This is a genomic window from Paraburkholderia gardini (assembly GCF_907164545.1).
Classification (GTDB): domain Bacteria; phylum Pseudomonadota; class Gammaproteobacteria; order Burkholderiales; family Burkholderiaceae; genus Paraburkholderia; species Paraburkholderia gardini.
This window is the reverse complement of sequence record NZ_CAJQZB010000001.1, coordinates 147,184-168,900: the sequence shown is the minus strand read 5'-3', so window position 1 is coordinate 168,900 and position 21,717 is coordinate 147,184. Positions and strand designations below refer to the sequence as shown.

Below are 21,717 nucleotides of genomic sequence, written 5' to 3'. Positions count from 1 at the left end.
GCCGGTTAACCGCGAAGTTTGCCATACTCCGCAGCAACGCCGCGAAGGCAAGTCCAGAACGGACCAGGAGGAAGACGTTTGCAGCGTCACTGAACATCCACAATGAAAAAAGCCTGCCACAGGGCAGGCCTTCGATATTTCAGGTATCGCAGTTCCCCCAAGGCCGATCAGCCATGTGCCAGCATCTCCAGGGCAGCACGAGCCAGAAAACCACTCCGGGTTTCGTGTCGCGCCTCGACGTAAGCATCGATCTTGTGCAAAACAAAGCGCGGAAGACTCACGTTGATTCGTTCGGGCTTTGAATCAAGCCGGGACAGGTCAACATCAACCAGTGCCCAGATCGCTCCAGCATACTCAGGCTTTCCAGCCAGATCCTCCACGGTCGAACAGGTGAAGCCGACGTCCTCACCCAGTTCGACCAGGGTCGAAACATGACCGATGATTGCCTCTTTTGCGTTTCTGATCGCGTCATCGATGGTATCGCCCCAGCAGTGGACGCCCGGAATATCCGGAATGGTCACGCCGTAGACGCTCCCATCATCCTTATGGACAGCAATGGGAAAATCCATTTTTGATCCTCTCCACAAATTGCAAATGCATCCAGGCCGGTGAAAAATCGCCCGCCATCACAGGCCGGCGGCCTTCAGGATGCTCTTCACGGTGTCAGTCGGAAGATCCTTCCCCGGGTGCGGGGACCGTCACAAGACCCTTCTTTCCGGCGTGTTTAAAGTGATGATGGCTACCTGTGACGCGTACTTCATACCATCCATCTTTTTCGAGCATCCGGATCAGCTTCGATGAATTCATCCGGCCTCCGCATGCCTGTGTGTAAATATACACACCCTACCAGATTGCATCAATAAATTTGTGTATTTGTGTGTATTTCAGGGGCGCTGCCGTATGTTGCACAACCCCGCTACAGAGCACGGGACTTTCGCCATACAATGCCGGGCATCATGCACGCCACCCGCCTCCAGCTCCTCCTGCCCTTCGCGCTGCCCTCGGCCGCCGACGCCTCCACCGCGCTGTACAAGCTTGCCATTCCCGCGCTGGAGAGGCTCGTCGCCCGCGCGACGCTCGTCGAGCGCGTGATCGGCGAGGATTTCCAGCGCACCCTCCCGCATGAACGATGGGTCGCGCGGCAGTTCGGCGCCGTGTCGCCCACGCAGCCGGCCGCCGACGAGGCGCCGCTCGCGCCTTACATGCTGCGCGCCGACGGCGGCGAGCCTGGCGAGGCGACGTGGGCCTGCATCGAGCCGGTGCATGTGCGGATCGCGCACGACCACCTGGTGCTGATCGATCCCCAGGCGCTCGACCTCCAGGACGACGAAGCCGCCACGCTGCTCGCCGTCGCGCGGCCGCTGATCGAGGAACTGGGCGTGCGCATCGAGGCACCGAAGCCGTCGCGCTGGTATCTGTCGAGCGACGGTTTCGGCTCGCTCGCGGGCGCTTCGCCGCTGCGCGCGAGTGGCCGCAACATCGAAATCTGGCTGCCGCACGAGGCGCATACGGGCGAGCGCTCACGGGCGTGGATGAAGCTGCAGAACGAAGTGCAGATGGCGTGGTTCGAGCATCCGGTCAACGAGGCGCGCGAAGCGCGCGGTCTGCCGGCGGTGAACTCAATCTGGTTCCATGCACAGGGCGTGGCGCAACCGGTGACAAGTCCGTTCACGCGTGTCATGTCGAACGCCGCCGCGACGCGCGGTCTGGCGCTGTCCGCGGGCGTGAAAGCCGATGCCCCGCCGGCCTCGTACGCGGCGTTTGCCGCGGCCTCGCCCGAAGGCGACATGCTGGTCGAAATCGATCCGTTTTCCGCGCCGTACATCGAGCAGGACTGGGCACGCTGGAACCACGCGTTCGCCGCGCTCGAAGCCGACTGGCTCGCACCGGCGCTCGATGCGCTGCAATCGGGCGAACTCGGCGAACTCGGGTTGACGCTGTGCGGCGACACCGGCTCGGTGACGCTTGCGGTGACCCGCGGCGATCTGCGCAAATTCTGGCGCAGGCGCGTGTTCGCCTCGCTCGTCATCGAATGATTGACCGACCTTCTTCCGGCCTGACTGCATGACCCGAATCGTTACGCGCGCCTGTTCTCCCGCCGATGCCGAAGCGCTGATCCGCCACGGTCTGCACCCTGTTCTCGCACGCCTCTACGCGTCGCGCGGCGTGTGCATGCCCGACGAGATCGAAACCGGCCTCGCGCGGCTCGTGCCGCCCGTCGCGCTGAAAGGTTGCGAAGACGCCGCCGCCCTGCTCGCGGATTCGATCGAAGGCAAGCGCCGCATGCTCGTCGTCGCCGACTACGACTGCGATGGCGCGACCGCCTGCGCCGTCGCCGTGCGCGGCCTGCGGATGTTCGGCGCGCAGATCGACTATCTGGTACCGAACCGTTTCGAATATGGCTACGGCCTGACGCCAGAGATCGTCGCGCTCGCCGCAGGGCGCAAGCCCGATCTGCTGATCACGGTCGACAACGGCATCGCGAGCGTCGATGGCGTGGAAGCCGCGAATGCGCTCGGCATCGAGGTGCTCGTCACCGACCACCATCTGCCCGGCGACGCGCTGCCGGCCGCGCGCGCCATCGTCAATCCGAACCAGCCGGGCTGCACGTTCCCGAGCAAATGCATCGCGGGCGTCGGCGTGATGTTCTACGTGCTGCTCGCGCTGCGCGCCGAACTGCGGCGTCGCGGCGCGTTCGGCGATGCGCGTCCCGAGCCGCGTCTCGACGGCCTGCTCGATCTCGTCGCGCTCGGCACGGTCGCCGATGTCGTGAAGCTCGACGGCAACAATCGCGTGCTCGTCGCGCAGGGTCTGCAGCGCATCCGCAAAGGCCGCATGCAACCGGGCATCGCGGCGCTCTTTCGCGCCGCCGCGCGCGACGCGCGTGCCGCGTCCGGCTTCGATCTCGGCTTTGCGCTCGGCCCGCGCCTGAATGCGGCGGGCCGGCTTTCGGACATGTCGCTTGGCATCGAGTGCCTGACCACCGACGACGTCGGCCGGGCGTGGGAACTCGCGCAGCAACTCGACACGATGAATCGCGAACGGCGCGAAATCGAAGCCGGCATGCAGCAGCAGGCGCTCGCCGATCTGTCCGCGATCGATCCAGCCGGTTCGACCACGATCACACTCTTCAACGAGACGTGGCATCAGGGCGTGATCGGCATCGTCGCGGGCCGGCTGAAGGAAAAATTCCACCGGCCGTCGTTCACGTTCGCGCTCGCAGACGACAGCGGCAAGACGGTCAAAGGCTCGGGGCGTTCGATTCCAGGTTTTCATCTGCGCGACGCCCTGGATCTGATCTCGAAGCGCGAGCCTGAGCTCATCAGCAAGTTCGGCGGGCACGCGATGGCCGCGGGCCTCACGATCGCCACCGCCGACGTGCCGCGCTTCACCACCGCGTTCGAAGCCGTCGGCCGCGAGTGGCTGAACGAAAACGCGCTCGCGCGCGTGGTCGAAACCGACGGCGATCTGGAAGACGCGTACTTCACGCCCCAATTCGTCGAGATGATCGACGGCGCGGTCTGGGGTCAGGGATTCCCGGCGCCGGTTTTCTCCGGCGAATTCGACGTGGCTTCGCAGGCGCTCGTGAAGGACAAGCATCTGAAGCTGCAGCTTCTGCGCGGCCGGCAGCGCTTCAACGCGATCTGGTTCAACCATACCGACACGCTGCCCGCCCGCACGACGCTCGCCTATCGCCTCGCGAGCGACACGTGGAACGGCGTATCGCGCGTCCAGCTGATTGTGGAACACGCGGTCAGCTAGAGACCAGGCGGTTTTCGACGCCTTGACGTCGAAAACCGGAAAAGCGGCCGGATCCACGCAAAAAACGCCCGAAAACCCGTGCCGGGTCGCGTATCGGCGCCCGGCGAGGGGCGCCGATCGGCTATAATTTCCCCTTTTTACGAAGCCACACAAGATCGACATGGAAGCGGAACGTCTCAACGCGATCGAAGCCTCTCTGGCAGACCTGCGCCACCGCGCGGGCGAGCTACGGGGGTATCTTTGACTACGACGACAAGTCACGTCGCCTGATCGAAGTCAACCGGGAACTCGAAGATCCCGACGTCTGGAACGACTCGAAGCACGCCCAGGCGCTCGGCCGGGAAAAGAAGCTGCTCGATGACGTCGTCGGCAAACTGACGTCGCTCGACGCCGACCTGCGCGACACGCAGGATCTCTTCGACATGGCACGCGAGGAAGACGACGAAGAAACGCTCGTCTCCTGTGAAACCGACGCGAGCTCGATCGAACAGCGCGTCGCCGACATGGAATTTCGCCGGATGTTCTCGAACCCGGCCGATCCGAACAACGCATTCCTCGACATTCAGGCAGGCGCCGGCGGCACGGAAGCGTGCGACTGGGCCGCGATGCTGCTGCGCCAGTACCTGCGCTACTGCGAGCGCAAGGGCTTCAAGACCGAAGTGCTCGAAGAATCCGAAGGCGACGTCGCCGGCATCAAGAACGCGACGATCAAGATCGAAGGCGAATACGCGTACGGCTTCCTGCGCACTGAAACCGGCGTGCACCGTCTCGTGCGCAAGTCGCCGTTCGATTCGTCGGGCGGACGTCACACGTCGTTCACGTCGGTGTTCGTGTACCCGGAAGTCGACGATTCGATCGAAGTCGACATCAATCCGGCCGATCTGCGGATCGACACGTACCGCGCGTCCGGCGCGGGCGGTCAGCACATCAACAAGACCGACTCCGCGGTGCGGATCACGCACATGCCGTCGGGTATCGTCGTGCAGTGCCAGAACGACCGCTCGCAGCACCGCAATCGCGCCGAAGCCATGGCGATGCTGAAATCGCGTCTGTACGAAGCGGAAATCCGCAAGCGCCAGGCCGAGCAGGACAAGCTCGAAGCAGGCAAGACCGATGTGGGCTGGGGGCATCAGATCCGTTCGTACGTGCTGGACAACAGCCGTATCAAGGATCTGCGCACCAACGTCGAAATCAGCAATACCAAGAGCGTGCTCGACGGCGACCTCGACCCGTTCATCAGCGCGAGCCTGAAACAGGGCGTGTAAGCATCGACGGCGCGGCAACACCTGCGCGCCGCGTCGTTTCCGGCGACGGCGGATTCGTCGCCACGATTAGTCGCCGTACCTGTTTGCGTGCCTGCTGCTGGCGCGTCCGACGTCCCTGCAGTCACACCGTCAGCTTCATCCGACCACCCCGAATACGAACCATCATGACCGAACCGACCCAGACGACGAACGCCGTTCCTGAGATCGACGACAACCAGATCATCGCCGAGCGCCGCGAAAAGCTGCGCGCGCTGCGCGAACAGGGCATCGCCTATCCGAACGACTTCCGTCCGACGCATCACGCCGCCGCCTTGCAAGCGGAATACATCGACACCGACAAGGAAGCGCTCGAAGCGAATCCGCTTCAGGTCGCCCTCGCCGGCCGCATGATGCTCAAACGAGTAATGGGCAAGGCGAGCTTCGCGACGGTGCAGGACGGCTCGGGCCAGATCCAGTTCTTCATCACGCCCGCCGACGTCGGCGAGCAAACGTACGACGCGTTCAAGAAGTGGGACCTGGGCGATATCGTCGCCACACGCGGCGTGCTGTTCCGCACGAACAAGGGCGAGCTGTCGGTGCGCTGCACGGAACTGCGTCTGCTGTCGAAGGCGCTGCGCCCGCTGCCGGACAAGTTCCACGGTCTCGCCGACCAGGAAATGCGTTACCGCCAGCGTTACGTCGACCTGATCGTCACGCCGGAAGCGCGCCAGACGTTCGTCGCGCGCACGAAGGCGGTGTCGTCGATCCGCCGTTTCATGTCGGACGCGAACTTCATGGAAGTCGAAACGCCGATGCTGCATCCGATTCCGGGTGGCGCGGCGGCCAAGCCGTTCATCACGCATCACAACGCGCTCGACATGCAGATGTTCATGCGTATCGCGCCCGAGCTGTACCTGAAGCGGCTGGTCGTCGGCGGCTTCGAGCGCGTGTTCGAGATCAACCGCAATTTCCGGAACGAAGGCGTTTCGCCGCGTCACAACCCGGAATTCACGATGATGGAGTTCTACGCCGCGTACACCGATTACACGTGGCTGATGGATTTCACCGAACAGCTGATCCGCCAGACCGCCATCGATTCGCTCGGCACCGCGACCATCACGTATCAGGGCCGCGAACTCGACCTCGCGAAGCCGTTCCATCGTCTGACGATCACGCAGGCCATCCAAAAGTTCGCGCCGCAATACACCGACGCCCAACTCGCGGACAGCGCGTTCCTGCGCCCGGAACTGAAGAAATTCGGCGTCGATGCTTCGCAGCCGCAATTCCTGAACGCGGGCGTCGGCGCGCTGCAACTCGCGCTTTTCGAGGAAACGGCGGAGTCGCAGCTATGGGAGCCGACGTTCATCATCGATTACCCGATCGAAGTGTCGCCGCTCGCGCGCGCGTCGGACAAGATCGAAGGCATTACCGAGCGCTTCGAACTGTTCATCACGGGCCGCGAAATCGCCAACGGCTTCTCGGAGCTGAACGATCCTGAAGATCAGGCCGCGCGCTTCAAGAAACAGGTCGAACAGAAAGACGCCGGCGACGAAGAAGCCATGTTCTACGATGCGGACTACATCCGCGCGCTGGAATACGGCATGCCGCCGACCGGCGGCTGCGGCATCGGCATCGACCGCCTTGTGATGCTGCTCACCGACAGCCCGAGCATCCGCGACGTCATTCTCTTCCCGCATCTGCGTCGCGAAGACTGACAGGCTTTGTCGCATTGATGCGTCCGGTGCAATGCCGGGCGCATCCGATGGTTTGTAACTATCGGTAAAAGCTGCGCGCCCCCTGCGTGACGCTATCCGCAGCCAATTCCGGCCGCTTCCTTGTGGAAGACCGACACCACCGCTCTCCCGTCAGGCGCGGTCACGTCGCGTCAGACTGGGCCCCCATGCACATGGTTACAACTTGAAACCCCGGCGCGTTTGAGTTGTCGGACACTCTGGTTCAACAAAACTGTCGACTCTGCCCAGACGGAGGTCACACATGGACAATCCCAACACGCAATCCACGCAAAAAAAACGCCTTCACCCGCTGGTCGCGACCGCGGCAGGCGCTGTCATCGTGGCCGCCCTCGCCGCCACCGCCGCCGTGACGGGCGTGTTCCCGAAAGCCGGTGGCAACGTCGCGGAGAACGACCAGACGCAGGCCGCGCAGGTCGGCAGCCAGCCGCCCGTGGTCGATTCCGCTCAACCCGCGAATCCGGCCAACTACGCACAGCAACAACAGCCCGCCCAGCAACAGCAGACTCAGGCGCAGCAGCCGACCCCGCAGGCGCCTCCCGCACCCGCCCCGACCCAGCAGCCCCAGTACGCACAGCAACCCGCCCAGCAGGCGCCTGCGCAGCCGGCGTATTGCCCGAGCTGCGGCACGGTCGAGACGATCTCAGCAGTCAAGACCGAGGGTCATGGCACGGGTATCGGCGCAGTGGGTGGCGCGGTGGCCGGTGGCGTCGTGGGTAACCAGTTCGGCAGCGGCACCGGCCGGACTGCGATGACGGTACTCGGCGCACTCGGCGGTGGTTTCGCCGGCAATTCGGTCGAAAAGCATATCCGCAGCACCACCAGCTATTCGGTGCGCGTGCATATGGAAAACGGCAAGACCCGCTACTTCACTTATCACGACGCCCCGCCGTTCCAGCAGGGCCAGCGCGTGCGGATCGAAAACGGCACACTCGTCGCGGGTTAAACCCGCTCTTTTCTGGCGCGGCTGGCCTCCGGTGGCGCCAGACGCAAAAAAGGCGATTCCATTCTGTGGAATCGCCTTTTTTTACAGAAACAGCGCGATTAGACGCGTTCAATAATCCGCATCTTCGATCCACGCCGCCTGGATCGCTTCGAGGATCTTTTCGTTCGAGCGGTTGGGATCGTCATCGAACCCGTCCAGCTCCATCACCCAGCGGTGCAGATCGGTGAAACGCACCGTTTGTGGATCGACGGCCTGATGCTTGTCCGTCAGTGCCATCGCGATTTCCTGCGTGTCGGTCCATTTCATGGCTGCTCGCTCCTCTCAGTGATTTTCCTTCGCGTGGTTGATCGAATACCGCGGGATTTCAACAACGAGGTCCTTGTCGGCCGGCGCCAGCGCCTGGCACGACAGCCGTGATTCCGGCTCGAGACCCCATGCCTTGTCCAGCAGATCGTCTTCGTCTTCTTCTGACGGCACGAGTGCGTTGAAGCCTTCGCGCACGAGCACGTGACACGTGGTGCAGGCACACGACTTCTCGCACGCGTGCTCGATTTCGATGCCGTTATCCAGCAGATTGTCACAGATGCTCTTGCCCGGCACAGCTTCGATCACCGCGCCCTCCGGGCACAGTTCGACGTGAGGCAGCACAACGATTTGAGGCATACAGTTTCCGTTTGTTCGCTGGGCACGCCGCCGTCAGTCAGGCCAGGTGCCATTTTACCGGTGACGCGCGTTTTTTTGATATGAGCGCGCGTCACATGATCCGGGTTGAAGCGGCTTAAATCTCGTCGAGCTTGCGCCCCGCCAGCGCGCGCCGGATACCCTTGTTCATGCGGCGCGCGGCGAATTCGTCCGTGCCTTCGGCAAGGGCTTGGGTCGCCGCCTCGACGGCGTCGCCGTCGTCACTCCGGGCGACAGCGCGCAATGCGGCGAGGAGCGTATCGAGCTGCACGCGTTCGTCGTCGTCGAGCAGTTCGCCGTCGGCGACGAGCGCCGCATCGGTCGCTTCGATGAGACGTTGCGCTTCGACCTGCGCCTCGCGCACCGCGCGGGCGCGCATGTCGACTTCCGCGGTCTTGAAGCTGTCCTCGAGCATCCGCGCGACGTCGTCGTCGGCAAGACCGTAGGACGGCTTCACCACCACCGAAGCCTCGACGCCCGAATGCTGTTCGCGCGCGAACACCGACAGCAGCCCGTCCGCGTCGACCTGATACGTCACGCGAATCCGTGCCGCGCCGGCCACCATCGGCGGAATGCCGCGCAGCTCGAAACGCGCGAGCGAGCGGCAATCGCTCACGAGTTCGCGTTCGCCCTGCACCACGTGGATCGCCATCGCGGTCTGGCCGTCCTTGAACGTCGTGAAATCCTGTGCGCGGGCGACTGGAATCGTCGAATTGCGCGGGATGATCTTTTCGGTCAGACCGCCCATCGTTTCGACGCCGAGTGACAGCGGAATCACGTCGAGCAGCAGCCAGTCGTCGCCGTCGGCGCCGCGGTTGCCCGCCAGCAGATCGGCCTGGATCGCCGCGCCCAGCGCGACCACCTGATCCGGATCGAGATTGATCAGCGGCGGCTGGCCGAAGAACGCCTCGACCGCGCGGCGGATGACCGGCATGCGCGTCGCGCCGCCCACCAGCACCACGCCCTTGATGTCGGCGGGCGTGACTTTGGCGTCGCGCAGCGCCTTCTTCGTGGGACCGAGCGTGCGCTGCACGAGGGCCTGCGTGACGGTTTCGAAGGTGGCTTCGTCGATCGTCAGATTGAGCTTCGTGCCGTTCGAGAGCACGACGTCGAGTTTCGCATCGGCCGCGTTTGAAAGCGCTTCCTTCGTCACGCGAACGTGATCGAGCAGCAGGCGGACGTCTTCCGGCGTCAGCGTCTGCGGCGCGATGCCCGTCTGCGCGAGCACATGGCGATACAGCGCGTGGTCGAAATCGTCACCGCCGAGCGCCGAGTCGCCGCCGGCGGCGAGTACTTCGAATACGCCTTTCGTGAGCTTCAGGATCGACAGATCGAACGTGCCGCCGCCGAGGTCGTACACGGCATACAGGCCCTCCGAACCGTTGTCGAGCCCGTACGCGATCGCCGCGGCGGTCGGCTCATTCAGCAGACGCAGCACGTTCAGACCGGCGAGACGCGCGGCGTCTTTCGTCGCCTGGCGTTGCGCTTCGTCGAAATACGCCGGCACGGTGATCACCGCGCCGACGAGTTCGTCGCCGAGCGAATCTTCGGCGCGTTGACGCAGCGTCGCGAGAATCTCCGCCGATACTTCTACCGGACTCTTCACGCCATCGATCGTACGAATCTGCACCATGCCGGGTGCATCGACGAAATCGTACGGCGCGTTCTCGGCGCCTTCCACTTCGCTTTTGCCACGGCCCATGAAGCGCTTGACCGACACGATCGTGTTGCGCGGATCGCTTGCCGCCTCGGCTTTCGCCGCGCGGCCGATCCGGCGGCCGCCCTTTTCCAGATAACGCACGACGGACGGCAGCAGCATGTGGCCGTCCTCGTCGGGCAGCACGTCGGGCACGCCGCTGCGCACCGCCGCGACGAGCGAGTTCGTGGTGCCGAGATCGATGCCGACAGCGAGACGCCGCTGATGCGGCGCGGGCGCCATGCCGGGTTCGGAGATTTGCAGTAAAGCCATCTGTGATCTTCTTCGGGTGTCGTTCGACCCGTTAATGATTGAATCGATTGAATCGTCTGGTTTGCGACCCGCGCGTCAGTTATCGAGCTTCTCGATCTGCACGCCGATTTCCGACGCGACGCGCTCGATGAACATCAACTGACGTACCGCCTCGCCGGCCGCCTGGTTCGCGCCGCTGTCGAGCAGCGCGCCCAGCTTCGTGAAGCGCACGCGCTCTTCGTCGCGCAACTCGACGAGGAGCGCATCGAGTGCGTCGATGTTTTTCGCGGCGGCTGCGTCTTCGATACCTTCACGCCATTCCATCTGCTGCATCAGGAACGCCGGTTCCATCGCCGTGTTGTTCTCCGCGCCGACATCGATCCCGCGAAGCGACAGCAGATACGTGGCGCGCTTGAGCGGATCACGCAGCGTCTGGTACGCCTCGTTGGTGCGCGTCGCCCACTGCATTGCGATGCGCTTCTGCGCGTCACCGGCGGCGGCGAAACGGTCGGGGTGAACCTGGGCCTGAACCGTGCGATACGCGTGATCGAGCGTGCTGCTCTCGATCGCGTATTGCGCCGGCAGGTTGAACAGGTCGAAGTGACTGTCGGTCAGCGAGGCCATCGGATTACATCGTCCGTTGATGAGGGCGTGGGAGGCGCGTGAAGCGTGTGGCGAAACATGGGGCGGAAATTAAAAAGGCGGCCCGCGCCGCCTTTTTCCCGCTTCGCGCGGAGCTATACGCGAAACGATTCGCCGCAGCCGCACTCGTCCTTCACGTTCGGGTTGTTGAACTTGAAGCCTTCATTCAACCCTTCGCGCGCGAAGTCGAGCTCCGTGCCGTCGATATAGGCGAGGCTTTTCGGGTCGACGATGACCTTCACGCCGTTGCATTCGAACACTTCGTCTTCCGGCGCGAGTTCGTCCACATATTCCAGCTTGTAGGCAAGACCCGAGCATCCCGTCGTGCGCACACCCACGCGCAAGCCGACGCCTTTACCGCGCCGTGTCAGGTATTTCTGGACGTGCTGTACTGCCTTTTCGGTCAACGTAATTGCCATAGCGTTTCTCATTGCGCGGTGACGCGTATGACCGCGCCCCCACTACCCTGCCTGCATCCAGTATCGTTCACGCCGGGCGATCCGTGACACGCTACCGTGTGGTCAAACCGCCCGCTGACTGCTGTTTCGCCGTGAATCCGCGCTCTTTCGCGTGCGAACCACAGCGTTTCAAACCCGCCGCTCATCCGGCTCAAGCGTCCGCTCAGGCAGCGTGCTGCTTTTCGCCCGCTTCCGCCGTTTCGCCGTGACGCTGCTTGTAGTCGGCGACCGCTGCCTTGATCGCGTCTTCCGCGAGGATCGAGCAGTGGATCTTGACCGGCGGCAGCGCCAGTTCTTCGGCGATCTGCGTGTTCTTGATCGTCATCGCCTGATCGAGTGTCTTGCCCTTCACCCATTCGGTGACGAGCGAGCTCGACGCGATCGCCGAACCGCAGCCGTACGTCTTGAACTTCGCGTCTTCGATGATGCCGTCCGCGCCCACGCGGATCTGCAGCTTCATCACGTCGCCGCAGGCCGGTGCGCCGACCATACCGGTGCCGACCGCGTCGTCGTCTTTCGCGAACGAACCGACGTTGCGCGGGTTTTCGTAATGGTCCAGAACCTTGTCGCTGTAAGCCATGATGTCACTCCTTGATTCGTTTCAAACCGCGTTCGATTTCGGGTCGACGCCGGTGTCAATGCAGGCGCGTCAGTGCGCGGCCCACTGGATGGTCGAGATATCGATACCGTCCTGATGCATTTCCCACAGCGGCGACAGATCGCGCAACCTGGCAATCTTGTTCTTCAACAGGTTGATTACGTACTCGACGTCCTGCTCCGTCGTGAAACGGCCGACCGTGAAGCGGATCGAGCTGTGTGCCAGTTCGTCGTTGCGACCGAGCGCGCGCAGCACATACGACGGCTCGAGCGATGCCGACGTGCACGCCGAACCCGACGACACCGCGACGTCCTTCACCGCCATGATCAGCGACTCGCCTTCGACGAAATTGAAGCTGATGTTCAGGTTGTGCGGGACACGCTTTTCCATGTCGCCGTTCACATACGTTTCCTCGATTTCCGACAGGCCGTGCAACAGACGGTCGCGCAGCATGCGGATGCGTTCGTTTTCCGTCGCCATTTCCTCTCGCGCGATGCGAAACGCTTCGCCCATGCCGACGATCTGGTGCGTGGCCAGCGTGCCCGAACGCATGCCGCGCTCGTGACCGCCGCCGTGCATCTGCGCTTCGATACGGATACGCGGCTTGCGACGCACGTACAGCGCGCCGATGCCCTTCGGACCGTACGTCTTGTGCGCCGAGAACGACATCAGGTCGACCTTCAGCTTTTGCAGGTCGATCTCGATCTTGCCGGTGGCCTGGGCTGCGTCAACGTGGAAAATAATACCTTTTTCGCGGCAGATTTCGCCGAGCGTCTCGATGTCCTGCACGACGCCGATTTCGTTGTTCACCGACATCACCGACACCAGGATCGTGTCCGGACGCAACGCGGCCTTGAACACGTCGAGGTCGATCAGGCCGTCGTCCTTCACGTTCAGATAGGTGACGTCGAAGCCTTCGCGCTCGAGCTCGCGGCAGGTGTCGAGCACAGCCTTGTGCTCGGTCTTCACCGTGATGATGTGCTTGCCCTTGCTCTTGTAGAAGTGCGCAGCGCCCTTGATCGCGAGGTTATCGGATTCGGTGGCGCCCGACGTCCAGATGATTTCGCGTGGATCGGCGTTCACCAGCGCCGCGACGTTCTCGCGCGCTTCCTCGACTGCACGCTCCGCATCCCAGCCATATGAGTGGCTGCGCGATGCCGGGTTACCGAACTGCTCACGCAGATACGGAATCATCTTGTCCACCACACGCGGATCGACCGGCGTCGTCGCGCTGTAATCCATGTAAATGGGCAGGTGGGGAATGTCGTTATTCATCAATCGCTCCGGGAAATCTATGTACTGGCTCTGGCTCTCGACCCGAGGGCATTCTGTCGTGCCCTTCGCGTCCGAGCCCGCTGGCGTCAGCCGGCCAGATTGAAAACGGAATTCGGACCTTTCGGCGCTACACGGGCAGGTTCCACGGCCGGTGCCTCGCTGCGCCGGTCGCGCAGCACCGCGGGCGAGCCTTCGCGCGCGCGTTGCTGGTCGACGAGGTCTTTCAGCGAGACGGAATCGAGATACTCGACCATTTTCTGGTTCAGCGTCGACCAAAGCTCATGAGTCATGCAGTGGCCGTCGTGCTGCTTGGTGCCCTCGCACGTGCCCTTGCCGCCGCACTGGGTGGCGTCGAGCGGCTCGTCGACCGCGATGATGATGTCAGCGACCGTGACAACCTCGGCGCGACGCGCAAGGTTGTACCCGCCGCCCGGCCCGCGAACGGACTCGACAATCTCATGGCGACGCAGCTTGCCAAACAGCTGCTCGAGGTAGGACAGGGAAATGTGCTGGCGCTGGCTGATACCCGCAAGCGTCACCGGGCCCTGCTCCTGGCGCAGTGCCAGGTCAATCATCGCCGTGACGGCGAAACGGCCTTTCGTGGTGAGTCTCATGATGTATTGGGAACCGCAATTCTCGACAATTTTCGTCAAGTATAAATACATGACCAGATTAGTCAAGTATCCCTGATCCCTGTCCGGTTATCTAAAAGATAGAAGACTGCGCGGTTCGCGGCGCCGTCACGTGGTCAATTGGGGCCGCAGCGCCGCGATCAGGCCACGGCAGGCTGCTTCACACTGGTCCAGCACACGCTCGAAGCCTGCATCGCCGCCAAAATACGGGTCGGCCACTTCGCGGGTGTCGGTTGCGGGCGCAAATTCCATCAGCAGACGGATCCTGTCGCGCTGCGCCGGCGGACAGATGGCCTTCAATGCGGCGACGTTCGCGTCGTCCATCGCGATCAGCAGATCGAACCGCTCGAAATCCTCTGGTGCAATCTGGCGACCCCGTAGCGCCGACAGATCATAACCACGCTGGCCGGCCGCCTGCTGCGCGCGCCGGTCGGGCGATGCACCGATATGCCAGTCGCCGGTGCCCGCCGAGTCGATCAGGATGAAATCGGACAACCTTGCTGCTTCGACCTGATGCCGCATGACGCCTTCGGCCGTCGGCGAGCGACAGATATTCCCAAGGCAGACAAAGCAGACGGAGATCGTTTTCATCGGGTGTTTCTGCGTGCGGAGACGGTCATGGAGCCGCGTTCCGCAGCGAAGTCGCGATTATACAAAGGCCGGTGAAATCATGCTGGGGACGACCCCAGCATCCGTTTTACAGCGCCGTCCGCGCGGCCGGCAGCATCGTGGCTTCCCGCAGGCTTTTCGCCGGCATGCTGGTGTCATCGCCGACAAGGCCGTACGATACGGCCCGCGCGAGTTCAGCAGTGAACTGGCCGGCGGCAAGCGGCGGTTGCGTTGCGCGCGAAGCGGCTTCGCTGCAGATGTGGACATACGCGGCGACGGCAAGCGGCAGGACGATGGCGAGTGGCCAGTACATCGATATTGTCTTTTTCATGATGCGTTCCTTGAGTAGGGGCGGTGAGATCGTGACCCACTTTGCCCAGTGAGCATCTTAAATTGAGACGCAATCGGGAAAAACCCACCCCCGTAAGAAACAGCGTTGCCCCGCAGGAAACAGTGAACGGTTTCGTGCCGCTATCCAGACAAGCCTCACATGCGCCGTGCACGCGAACGGACAAAAGAAATCCTTACAAAATCACACAATGCAAACCTGACAAGCCCTGTAAAACGCTGTCTTACTGATATGAAAGGCTTGTATGAAAGGCTTATGAATCACCTTCCTGTGAAACGCTTTACATTGATGGCTGGTCTCGCGGCCGCAACCGTCCTCACGGGTTGCGCCGTTTATCCGGATGGCACGCCCGTCTACGGCGGAGGCTATGACGGCTACGAGCAGACTTACCCCGCATATGGCTACGGCGGCGCGCCCGCGCCGCAGGCAAACGTGTATCTCGGCTTCGGCAATTACTCCGGCCCGGGGTATTACGACCGTGGCAACTACAACAACCACGGTTACTACGGACAGGGACGACCGCCTCCGCCGCAGGCCGGACGACCGCGGGGAGGCGGGCCGCCGTCTGCGGATGGCGGCACCCGACCGGGTGGCGGCGGTGGTCCGCCGCCTCAGGCAGGCGGGCCGGGCGGGGATCACGGCGGAGGACATCCGCCTCCGCAAGCCGGCGGCAATAACAGCGCGCACAGCGGCGGGAACGCCGATAACACCGCGCGTGGCTCCGGACGCGGCGGTAATCGGCCCAGCGGCACCATGAGCTGGCAAGACCGCCGTTAAACGCGCCGCAGGCGTACGCCAGACGGCTCGCAAGCAAACGGCGCGGACTTATGCCGCGCCGTTTGTTTTGCACAGATGCCGACCGAAGCGCTGGATCAGCCGATATGGCTACGCTGTGCCGCGTACAACTCACGGAACGTGCGCCCGACCGGCGCAGGCATATCGCGCGTATCGGTCCAGCCGGACCCGAGCGGCAGACGGGCAATCATCCGTTTCTTTCCGCCCATCTTTTCCATTACGCGCACCGCGAGTTTCGTGAACAGCGCGTAGGCACCGGGATGAAGCGCGAAATAGCCCCACACGGTAAGCCCGACCCGCTCCTGCCAGGGCCGCAGGTGGCGCTCCGTCTGTTTTTCACGAAGCTTGCGCAACAGGTCGGACAGCGGGATGCCGACGGGACAGACGCTATTGCATTCGCCGCACAGCGTGGCGGCCTGCGGCAGGTCGAGCGCCTTGTCGATGCCGACATAGGCCGGCGTGAGCACTGAGCCCATCGGCCCCGGATACACCCATCCATACGCGTGACCGCCGACCTTCTGATAGACCGGGCAGTGATTCATGCAGGCGCCGCAGCGGATACACCGCAGCATCTCCTGAAAGTCACCGCCGATGAGCCCGGTGCGGCCGCCGTCGACCAGCACCACATACATATGCTCCGGCCCGTCCTGATCGCCAGCGCCACGCGGGCCGGTCAACACGGAAAAATAGTTCGATGTCGACTGCCCGGTCGCCGAGCGCGGCAACAGACGCATCGCCGTCGCCAGGTCTTCCAGCGTCGGCAGGATTTTTTCGATGCCGGTCACCGCAACGTGCACGCGCGGCATGACCGTGCACATGCCTTCATTACCCTCGTTCGTCACCAGCGCGACCGAGCCCGTTTCGGCCACCAGGAAGTTGCCGCCGGTCACGCCCATGTCCGCGGTCATGAAATGCGGACGCAGCACCTCGCGGGCCTCGCGTGTCATGTCGGGAATTTCGGTCAGACGCGGCCGCTGGTGTGTACGGGCAAACAGGTCGGCGATCTCTTCCTTGTCCTTGTGGACGACCGGCGCAATGATGTGGCTCGGCGCCTCGTGATCGTTGATCTGCAGGATGTATTCGCCGAGATCGGTTTCGATCGACTGCACGCCCATTTCACCAAGCACGGCGTTCAGACGCATTTCCTCCGTCACCATCGACTTCGTCTTGATCACTTTCTTCACGCCGTGCTCGAGGGCGATATCGGCGATCAGGTGCGCGGCGGCCTGCGTCGTTTCGGCATACAGCACCGTGACGCCGCGACGGGTTGCCTCGCGCTCGAACGTCTCGAGCCACACGTCGAGATTGTCGAGCGCGCGATCGCGGCGCACTTTCAGTGCCTCACGCGTGGCGGGAAAATCGATCTCGGTGATCGCGGCGGCCCGCGCCGACACGAATTTCGTCGAGAGTTTGGTGAGATTCTGCTGTAGACGCTGGTCGGCGAGCTTCTGGCCGGCACGCGCCTTGAACTGCATCGATTGAACCTGCATGGCGCCCCTGAATCCGGTAAATGAACCACTGTGTAACTGATCGTGACGTCGCCCCCGCGGATCGCGGCCCGGCGAACGCGGCAATCAGGCGTCGCCGGCCAGCACCTGCGCGATATGCAGCACGCGCGTGGTCGTATCGCCCGTGCGACGCAAACGCCCTTCAATATTGAGCATGCAGCCGAGATCGCCGAGCACGACGGCCTGCGTGCCGCTTGCCTGGATATTCGCGCATTTCTCGTCGACGATCGCCGTGGAGATGTTGCCGTACTTGACGGCGAACGTGCCACCGAAGCCGCAGCAGTGTTCACAATCCTTCATTTCATTGACCGGCACGCCGACCTGGGCGAGGAGCGCCCGCGGTTGCGCCTTGACACCGAGTTCACGCAGACCCGAACAGGAATCGTGGTAAGTCACGGGCCCTGCGAATTCACCGGGCGTCAGCTTGATGTTCGCGACGCTGACAAGGAATTCCGTTAGTTCGAACACCTTGGGCTGCAGCCGCGCGTAGCGGTTCATCAGGTCGGGATCGTCGCGAAACAGGTCACCGTAATGAGCACGGATCATGCCGCCGCACGAGCCGGACGGCACGACGACGTAATCGAACTGCTCGAATTCACGCAGCGTCTTTTCGGCGAGATCGCGCGCAATGCGACGCTCGCCCGAGTTGTAGGCGGGCTGCCCGCAGCAGGTTTGTGCCGGTGGGACCACGACCTCGAAACCCGCCTGCCCGATCAGCTTGATAACCGAAAAACCGATCTCCGGACGCATCAGGTCGATCAGGCACGTGACGAACAAACCGACTCGCATAAGGGCTCCTTCGGGAAAACGTCCCCGATTATCCCTTGTCTGACGCGCAAATCCAACGCTGCCAGCCATCCGGACAAGAACCGCCCGAAATTTGAATCCGGTCTCCAGTCCGTCTCAAATGGCGTTCGCTTCTTTCACAATACGAGATACAATCGTTTTTCCGCTGTTTGACGCGTCAACTGATTTCTTCCCATGAGCGACACGAACCCGGATCACAAGACTTCGATCCAGGTGATCGAGCGCATGATGCGCCTGCTGGACGCCCTTGCTGCGCATAGTGACCCGGTCAGCCTGAAAGAGCTCGCGCAACGCACCGAGCTCCACCCTTCCACTGCCCACCGCATCCTGAACGACATGGTGACGTGTCGCCTCGTCGACCGCTCCGACCCGGGTACGTACCGGCTCGGCATGCGTCTGCTGGAACTCGGCAATCTGGTGAAGGCGCGCCTGTCGGTCCGCGACGCCGCGCTGACACCGATGCGCGAACTACACCGCTCGACCGGGCAAACCGTGAACCTCTCGGTGCGCCAGGGCGATGAAATCGTTTATATCGAACGGGCCTATTCCGAACGCTCGGGCATGCAGGTGGTGCGGGCAATTGGCGGTCGGGCGCCGTTGCATCTGACTTCGGTCGGCAAGCTGTTCCTCGCCGCCGACGAATCCACCCGGGTTCGCGCCTATGCGACGCGCACCGGCCTGTCCGGCCATACGCAGAACAGCATCACCGATCTGGCCAAGCTCGAGCGCGAACTGATCAACGTGCGCCAGCAGTCCTGCGCCCGTGACAACGAAGAGCTCGAACTCGGCGTGCGCTGTATCGCGGCGGGGATTTACGACGACACAGGACATCTCGTCGCCGGGCTTTCGCTCTCGGCTCCGGCCGACCGCCTGCAGGACTCCTGGCTCGGACAGCTGAGCCAGACTGCGCTTGTGATCTCGGAGTCGCTCGGCTACCGGCCACAGCCGAAGTCGGGCGCCGCGCCGGCCCAGACTGCCTGATTCCGCGCCTGAGGGGCCGCTTCAGCGTACAAGGAACGCGTCAATGAAAAAACCCCAGTTCCACATCTGTGGGACTGGGGCTTTTTTAAACTGGCCAAACCTGGCCACCAGCAACGCGATCAGGTACCCGAACCGCCGTTGTCCGCGCTGGTGATATGCGCGTCGCCACCGTTATCCAGCCACGTGCGCAGACGCGCCGCGTCCGCGAAACGCGAGTACTTGCCCGCTGAATCGAGCAGCACCATGATGACCGGACGGCCGTCGATCGTGGCCTGCATCACGAGACACTCGCCCGCTTCGTTGATGAAGCCCGTTTTCTGCAGACCGATATCCCACGTCGGGTTGCGCACCAGCGCGTTCGTGCTGTTGTAGGCGAGCGACCGCTTGCCGGTGTACACCTCGTAGCTGCGATCGGTCGAAAAGCGGCGGATCATCGGATACTGGTACGCCGCGTTCACCATCTTCACGAGATCGCGCGCGCTCGACACGTTCTGGCTCGTGAGGCCAGTCGAATTCTCGAAGTGCGTGTCGCTCATGCCCAGCGCCTTCGCCTTGGCGTTCATCGCCGCGATAAAGCCTGGACGGCCACCCGGGTAGTAACGCGAGAGCGCCGCTGCCGCACGGTTTTCCGACGCCATCAGCGCGATATGCAGCATGTCTTCACGCGAAAGCACCGAGCCGACGCTCAGACGCGAGCCCGTGTTCTTCTCGTAATCGCGATCTTCGTCGGTGACTTCGATCTGCTCGGTCATCGGCGCCTTGGAGTCGAGCACGACCATCGCGGTCATCAGCTTCGAAATCGAGGCGATCGGCACGACGGCGCGCGAGTTCTTGTCGAACAGCGGTTCGGACGAATTCTGGTCCACCACGTACGCGACGCTCGAACGCAGCATCAGCGCGTCCGGCGTTTCGTGCAGGCCGAACGCCTGGCCGACGCTCGGCTGGCGCGGTTCGAAAGCAACCTTGCGCACGGCCGAATGGCGGCGACCGTTCATCGAGTACGAAACGCGATGCTTCTTCGGCGTGACGCGCGGCGTGTCGTGATCCTCGCCCTTCGCCGCGACGGTCCTCGCAGCTTTGGACGACTTCGCAGCCTTCGACGACGTCGTAGTCTTCGCCGCCGTGGAAGTGGATTTTCTGGACTTGCCCGATTTCGCCGACCTGGCGGGAGCGGTGGTAGTGGCAGACGCGGCGAACGCGGCGACCGGTACAGCGAGCGCCGCAGTGAAGACCAGGGAGGCGGCCACCGACAGAGCAGTGCTGATAGCCACGCCGTGGATCACTTTGAGCGACGAAAACATGTCGGTTTTCATTGGTGTTCTATATGGAGCGGCAAGAGTTGACCGCAAGTGTAGTAAAACCACGAAAAATTAGCAATATTAAGCACTTAAAGGCCCTCCTTAAACCGCCTTGTCAGGTCCGATTGTAGAAAGCCAATAAATATGACGCGCCTGATCGATAAAAACGATCGACGCGCCAGACAGTCTGTTGATGCGCAGCGCATGGGATCGGTGCCCTCTTACCCGCTTAACGGCAATTGCACAGCAAGCTTGATGAGGGGAAACACGCTCTGCGCGGCGCCGCAGCGCAAGCCCTCCGGCTGGATTCCGGAATGGCCTCCCACGCAACGCCGCATGGCTGTTAAGCACATGCTGCAAAAACCGCTGCCGCGTTCGACCACAATGGTCGTCTAACGTTCCGTGACAGTTTTCGGTTTACCGCAAGGTCAGGGATTTTGACATCGTTTGCGGGATTCTGCTGACAGCCTGGCGGTCGTAACAGGTCTGAATGCGTCATTTCAAGACGCACCGCGTCAGTGCAGCCGATTTTTCCGACATATCATCCGAATGTCATAGGCACTTCATAACCTTTTGTTTTGTCGAGATTTTCTCGATATTGTGCAGCGCACAAAAAAGGCTTGACTTTCGAGATGGCTGTCCTAAAATGGGAACCATTGCTGCGACGCACAAAAGATTGTTTCCAGTGCGAGTCGACAGTTTTTGCCGCTTATCAACCCAACGCGGTCCGCATCCAGACGGGCCGTTTTACAGGAGCGTAAACATGACCCTGCTGACCCCTGAGCAATTCGCCGCAGCACAAAAAGCCAACTTCGAAACGCTGTTCGGCCTGACGGCCAAGGCTTTTGAAGGCGTGGAAAAGCTCGTCGAACTGAACCTGCAAGTCGTGAAGTCGACGCTCGCAGAAAGCCAGGAAAATGCACAACGTGCGCTGTCGGTGAAGGATGCGCAGGAACTCCTCGCACTGCAAGCCAGCCTCGCCCAGCCGGTCGCCGAAAAGGCGCTGTCGTATGGCCGTCACGTGTATGAAATCGCCTCGGCTACGCAAGCTGAATTCGCCCGCGTCGCAGAAGCCCAGTACGAAGAACAGAACCGCAAGGTGCAATCGCTCGTCGAAAACGTCGCGAAAAACGCACCGGCTGGTTCGGAAACCGCCGTCGCCGTGATGAAGTCGGCCATTACCGCCGCTAACACGACGTACGAAACGGTTCACAAGGCTGCAAAGCAGGCTGTCGAAATCGCCGAAAGCAACTTCAACGCAGCCGCCTCGGCCGCCTCGAAGGCTGCCTCGCAAGCTGCAGCACAGGCATCGCGTTCGACCAAGAAGGCGACCGTCTAAGTTTTACTGGACGTCAACAGCCTGTAGTACCGCAAGCGAGCACATCAAGCTGGTACAGCACGCAATAGCGCCGGGCAGCCCGCCGTGTTTCACG

General features: G+C 62.5%; 23 protein-coding genes and 1 pseudogene. 9 read left to right on the top strand and 15 right to left on the bottom strand.

Features of this window, described 5'->3' with window-relative positions:
* Window positions 1-167: 167 nt before the first annotated feature.
* Both LPA37_RS00715 and LPA37_RS00710 read right to left on the bottom strand, forming a co-directional pair.
* The gene (locus tag LPA37_RS00715; protein WP_229011030.1) at window positions 168-569 is read right to left on the bottom strand and encodes a type II toxin-antitoxin system HicB family antitoxin; all 402 of its coding nucleotides are present in this window, start codon (window positions 567-569) and stop codon (window positions 168-170) included.
* Window positions 570-626: 57 nt separating this feature from the next.
* Window positions 627-807, bottom strand: a pseudogene (locus tag LPA37_RS00710) (type II toxin-antitoxin system HicA family toxin).
* Between the two features lie 137 nt (window positions 808-944).
* On the opposite strand from LPA37_RS00710, the gene LPA37_RS00705 reads away from it, so the two are divergent.
* From LPA37_RS00705 to LPA37_RS00685, 5 genes are all read left to right on the top strand, one after another.
* On the top strand, window positions 945-2,036 hold the full coding sequence (locus LPA37_RS00705) for a regulator (protein ID WP_229011028.1): 1,092 nt from the start codon (window positions 945-947) through the stop codon (window positions 2,034-2,036).
* Window positions 2,037-2,064: 28 nt separating this feature from the next.
* Complete coding sequence (gene recJ, locus LPA37_RS00700) at window positions 2,065-3,762, top strand: single-stranded-DNA-specific exonuclease RecJ (RefSeq protein WP_229011026.1); 1,698 nt, start codon at window positions 2,065-2,067, stop codon at window positions 3,760-3,762.
* 160 nt (window positions 3,763-3,922) lie between these two features.
* A protein-coding gene (prfB, locus tag LPA37_RS00695; RefSeq protein ID WP_228977809.1) for a peptide chain release factor 2 occupies window positions 3,923-5,027 on the top strand; the annotation gives its coding sequence in 2 pieces (ribosomal slippage) (window positions 3,923-4,003 and window positions 4,005-5,027; 1,104 coding nt in all).
* 164 nt (window positions 5,028-5,191) lie between these two features.
* A complete protein-coding gene (gene lysS / locus LPA37_RS00690; RefSeq protein ID WP_229011024.1) occupies window positions 5,192-6,721 on the top strand; it encodes a lysine--tRNA ligase in 1,530 nt (509 codons plus the stop codon).
* A 280-nt stretch (window positions 6,722-7,001) separates the two neighbouring features.
* A complete protein-coding gene (locus LPA37_RS00685; protein ID WP_228977813.1) occupies window positions 7,002-7,703 on the top strand; it encodes a glycine zipper 2TM domain-containing protein in 702 nt (233 codons plus the stop codon).
* A gap of 108 nt (window positions 7,704-7,811) precedes the next feature.
* On the opposite strand, the gene iscX is transcribed toward LPA37_RS00685, so the two are convergent.
* The 10 genes from iscX to LPA37_RS00635 form a co-directional block, all read right to left on the bottom strand.
* A complete protein-coding gene (gene iscX, locus LPA37_RS00680; RefSeq protein WP_090530349.1) occupies window positions 7,812-8,009 on the bottom strand; it encodes a Fe-S cluster assembly protein IscX in 198 nt (65 codons plus the stop codon).
* Window positions 8,010-8,024: 15 nt separating this feature from the next.
* Window positions 8,025-8,366, bottom strand: a complete 342-nt coding sequence (gene fdx, locus LPA37_RS00675) for an ISC system 2Fe-2S type ferredoxin (RefSeq protein ID WP_228977817.1) — start codon at window positions 8,364-8,366, stop codon at window positions 8,025-8,027.
* A 115-nt stretch (window positions 8,367-8,481) separates the two neighbouring features.
* A complete protein-coding gene (gene hscA, locus LPA37_RS00670) occupies window positions 8,482-10,353 on the bottom strand; it encodes a Fe-S protein assembly chaperone HscA (protein WP_228977819.1) in 1,872 nt (623 codons plus the stop codon).
* 75 nt (window positions 10,354-10,428) lie between these two features.
* On the bottom strand, window positions 10,429-10,956 hold the full coding sequence (gene hscB, locus LPA37_RS00665; protein WP_228977822.1) for a Fe-S protein assembly co-chaperone HscB: 528 nt from the start codon (window positions 10,954-10,956) through the stop codon (window positions 10,429-10,431).
* A gap of 113 nt (window positions 10,957-11,069) precedes the next feature.
* Window positions 11,070-11,393 carry an iron-sulfur cluster assembly protein IscA gene (gene iscA, locus LPA37_RS00660; protein ID WP_228977824.1) on the bottom strand — a complete coding sequence of 108 codons (324 nt, stop codon included), beginning with the start codon at window positions 11,391-11,393 and terminating at the stop codon, window positions 11,070-11,072.
* Between the two features lie 202 nt (window positions 11,394-11,595).
* A complete protein-coding gene (gene iscU, locus LPA37_RS00655; RefSeq protein WP_229011022.1) occupies window positions 11,596-12,012 on the bottom strand; it encodes a Fe-S cluster assembly scaffold IscU in 417 nt (138 codons plus the stop codon).
* 69 nt (window positions 12,013-12,081) lie between these two features.
* Window positions 12,082-13,305 carry an IscS subfamily cysteine desulfurase gene (locus LPA37_RS00650; RefSeq protein ID WP_228977828.1) on the bottom strand — a complete coding sequence of 408 codons (1,224 nt, stop codon included), beginning with the start codon at window positions 13,303-13,305 and terminating at the stop codon, window positions 12,082-12,084.
* A gap of 86 nt (window positions 13,306-13,391) precedes the next feature.
* Window positions 13,392-13,919, bottom strand: a complete 528-nt coding sequence (iscR, locus tag LPA37_RS00645) for a Fe-S cluster assembly transcriptional regulator IscR (protein WP_228977831.1) — start codon at window positions 13,917-13,919, stop codon at window positions 13,392-13,394.
* 126 nt (window positions 13,920-14,045) lie between these two features.
* Window positions 14,046-14,528, bottom strand: a complete 483-nt coding sequence (locus LPA37_RS00640; RefSeq protein ID WP_228977835.1) for a low molecular weight protein-tyrosine-phosphatase — start codon at window positions 14,526-14,528, stop codon at window positions 14,046-14,048.
* 106 nt (window positions 14,529-14,634) lie between these two features.
* Window positions 14,635-14,877: a hypothetical protein gene (locus LPA37_RS00635; protein WP_228977838.1), complete on the bottom strand. Its 243-nt coding sequence runs from the start codon at window positions 14,875-14,877 to the stop codon at window positions 14,635-14,637.
* Window positions 14,878-15,150: 273 nt separating this feature from the next.
* Here LPA37_RS00635 and LPA37_RS00630 point away from each other — a divergent pair, with 273 nt between their 5' ends.
* Complete coding sequence (locus tag LPA37_RS00630; RefSeq protein ID WP_228977841.1) at window positions 15,151-15,672, top strand: hypothetical protein; 522 nt, start codon at window positions 15,151-15,153, stop codon at window positions 15,670-15,672.
* Window positions 15,673-15,767: 95 nt separating this feature from the next.
* Here LPA37_RS00630 and LPA37_RS00625 read toward each other — a convergent pair whose 3' ends face one another.
* Window positions 15,768-17,180, bottom strand: a complete 1,413-nt coding sequence (locus LPA37_RS00625; RefSeq protein ID WP_228977845.1) for a lactate utilization protein B — start codon at window positions 17,178-17,180, stop codon at window positions 15,768-15,770.
* Window positions 17,181-17,264: 84 nt separating this feature from the next.
* A complete protein-coding gene (locus tag LPA37_RS00620; protein WP_228977847.1) occupies window positions 17,265-17,987 on the bottom strand; it encodes a (Fe-S)-binding protein in 723 nt (240 codons plus the stop codon).
* Between the two features lie 192 nt (window positions 17,988-18,179).
* Here LPA37_RS00620 and LPA37_RS00615 point away from each other — a divergent pair, with 192 nt between their 5' ends.
* Complete coding sequence (locus LPA37_RS00615) at window positions 18,180-18,986, top strand: IclR family transcriptional regulator (RefSeq protein WP_228977850.1); 807 nt, start codon at window positions 18,180-18,182, stop codon at window positions 18,984-18,986.
* A 119-nt stretch (window positions 18,987-19,105) separates the two neighbouring features.
* Here LPA37_RS00615 and pbpG read toward each other — a convergent pair whose 3' ends face one another.
* The gene (gene pbpG / locus LPA37_RS00610; protein ID WP_229011020.1) at window positions 19,106-20,299 is read right to left on the bottom strand and encodes a D-alanyl-D-alanine endopeptidase; all 1,194 of its coding nucleotides are present in this window, start codon (window positions 20,297-20,299) and stop codon (window positions 19,106-19,108) included.
* A 129-nt stretch (window positions 20,300-20,428) separates the two neighbouring features.
* Here pbpG and LPA37_RS00605 point away from each other — a divergent pair, with 129 nt between their 5' ends.
* On the top strand, window positions 20,429-20,680 hold the full coding sequence (locus LPA37_RS00605; RefSeq protein WP_228977856.1) for a hypothetical protein: 252 nt from the start codon (window positions 20,429-20,431) through the stop codon (window positions 20,678-20,680).
* Window positions 20,681-21,047: 367 nt separating this feature from the next.
* Entirely contained in the window at window positions 21,048-21,623 is a 576-nt protein-coding gene (locus tag LPA37_RS00600; protein WP_228977857.1) for a phasin family protein, read from the top strand.
* Window positions 21,624-21,717: the final 94 nt, after the last annotated feature.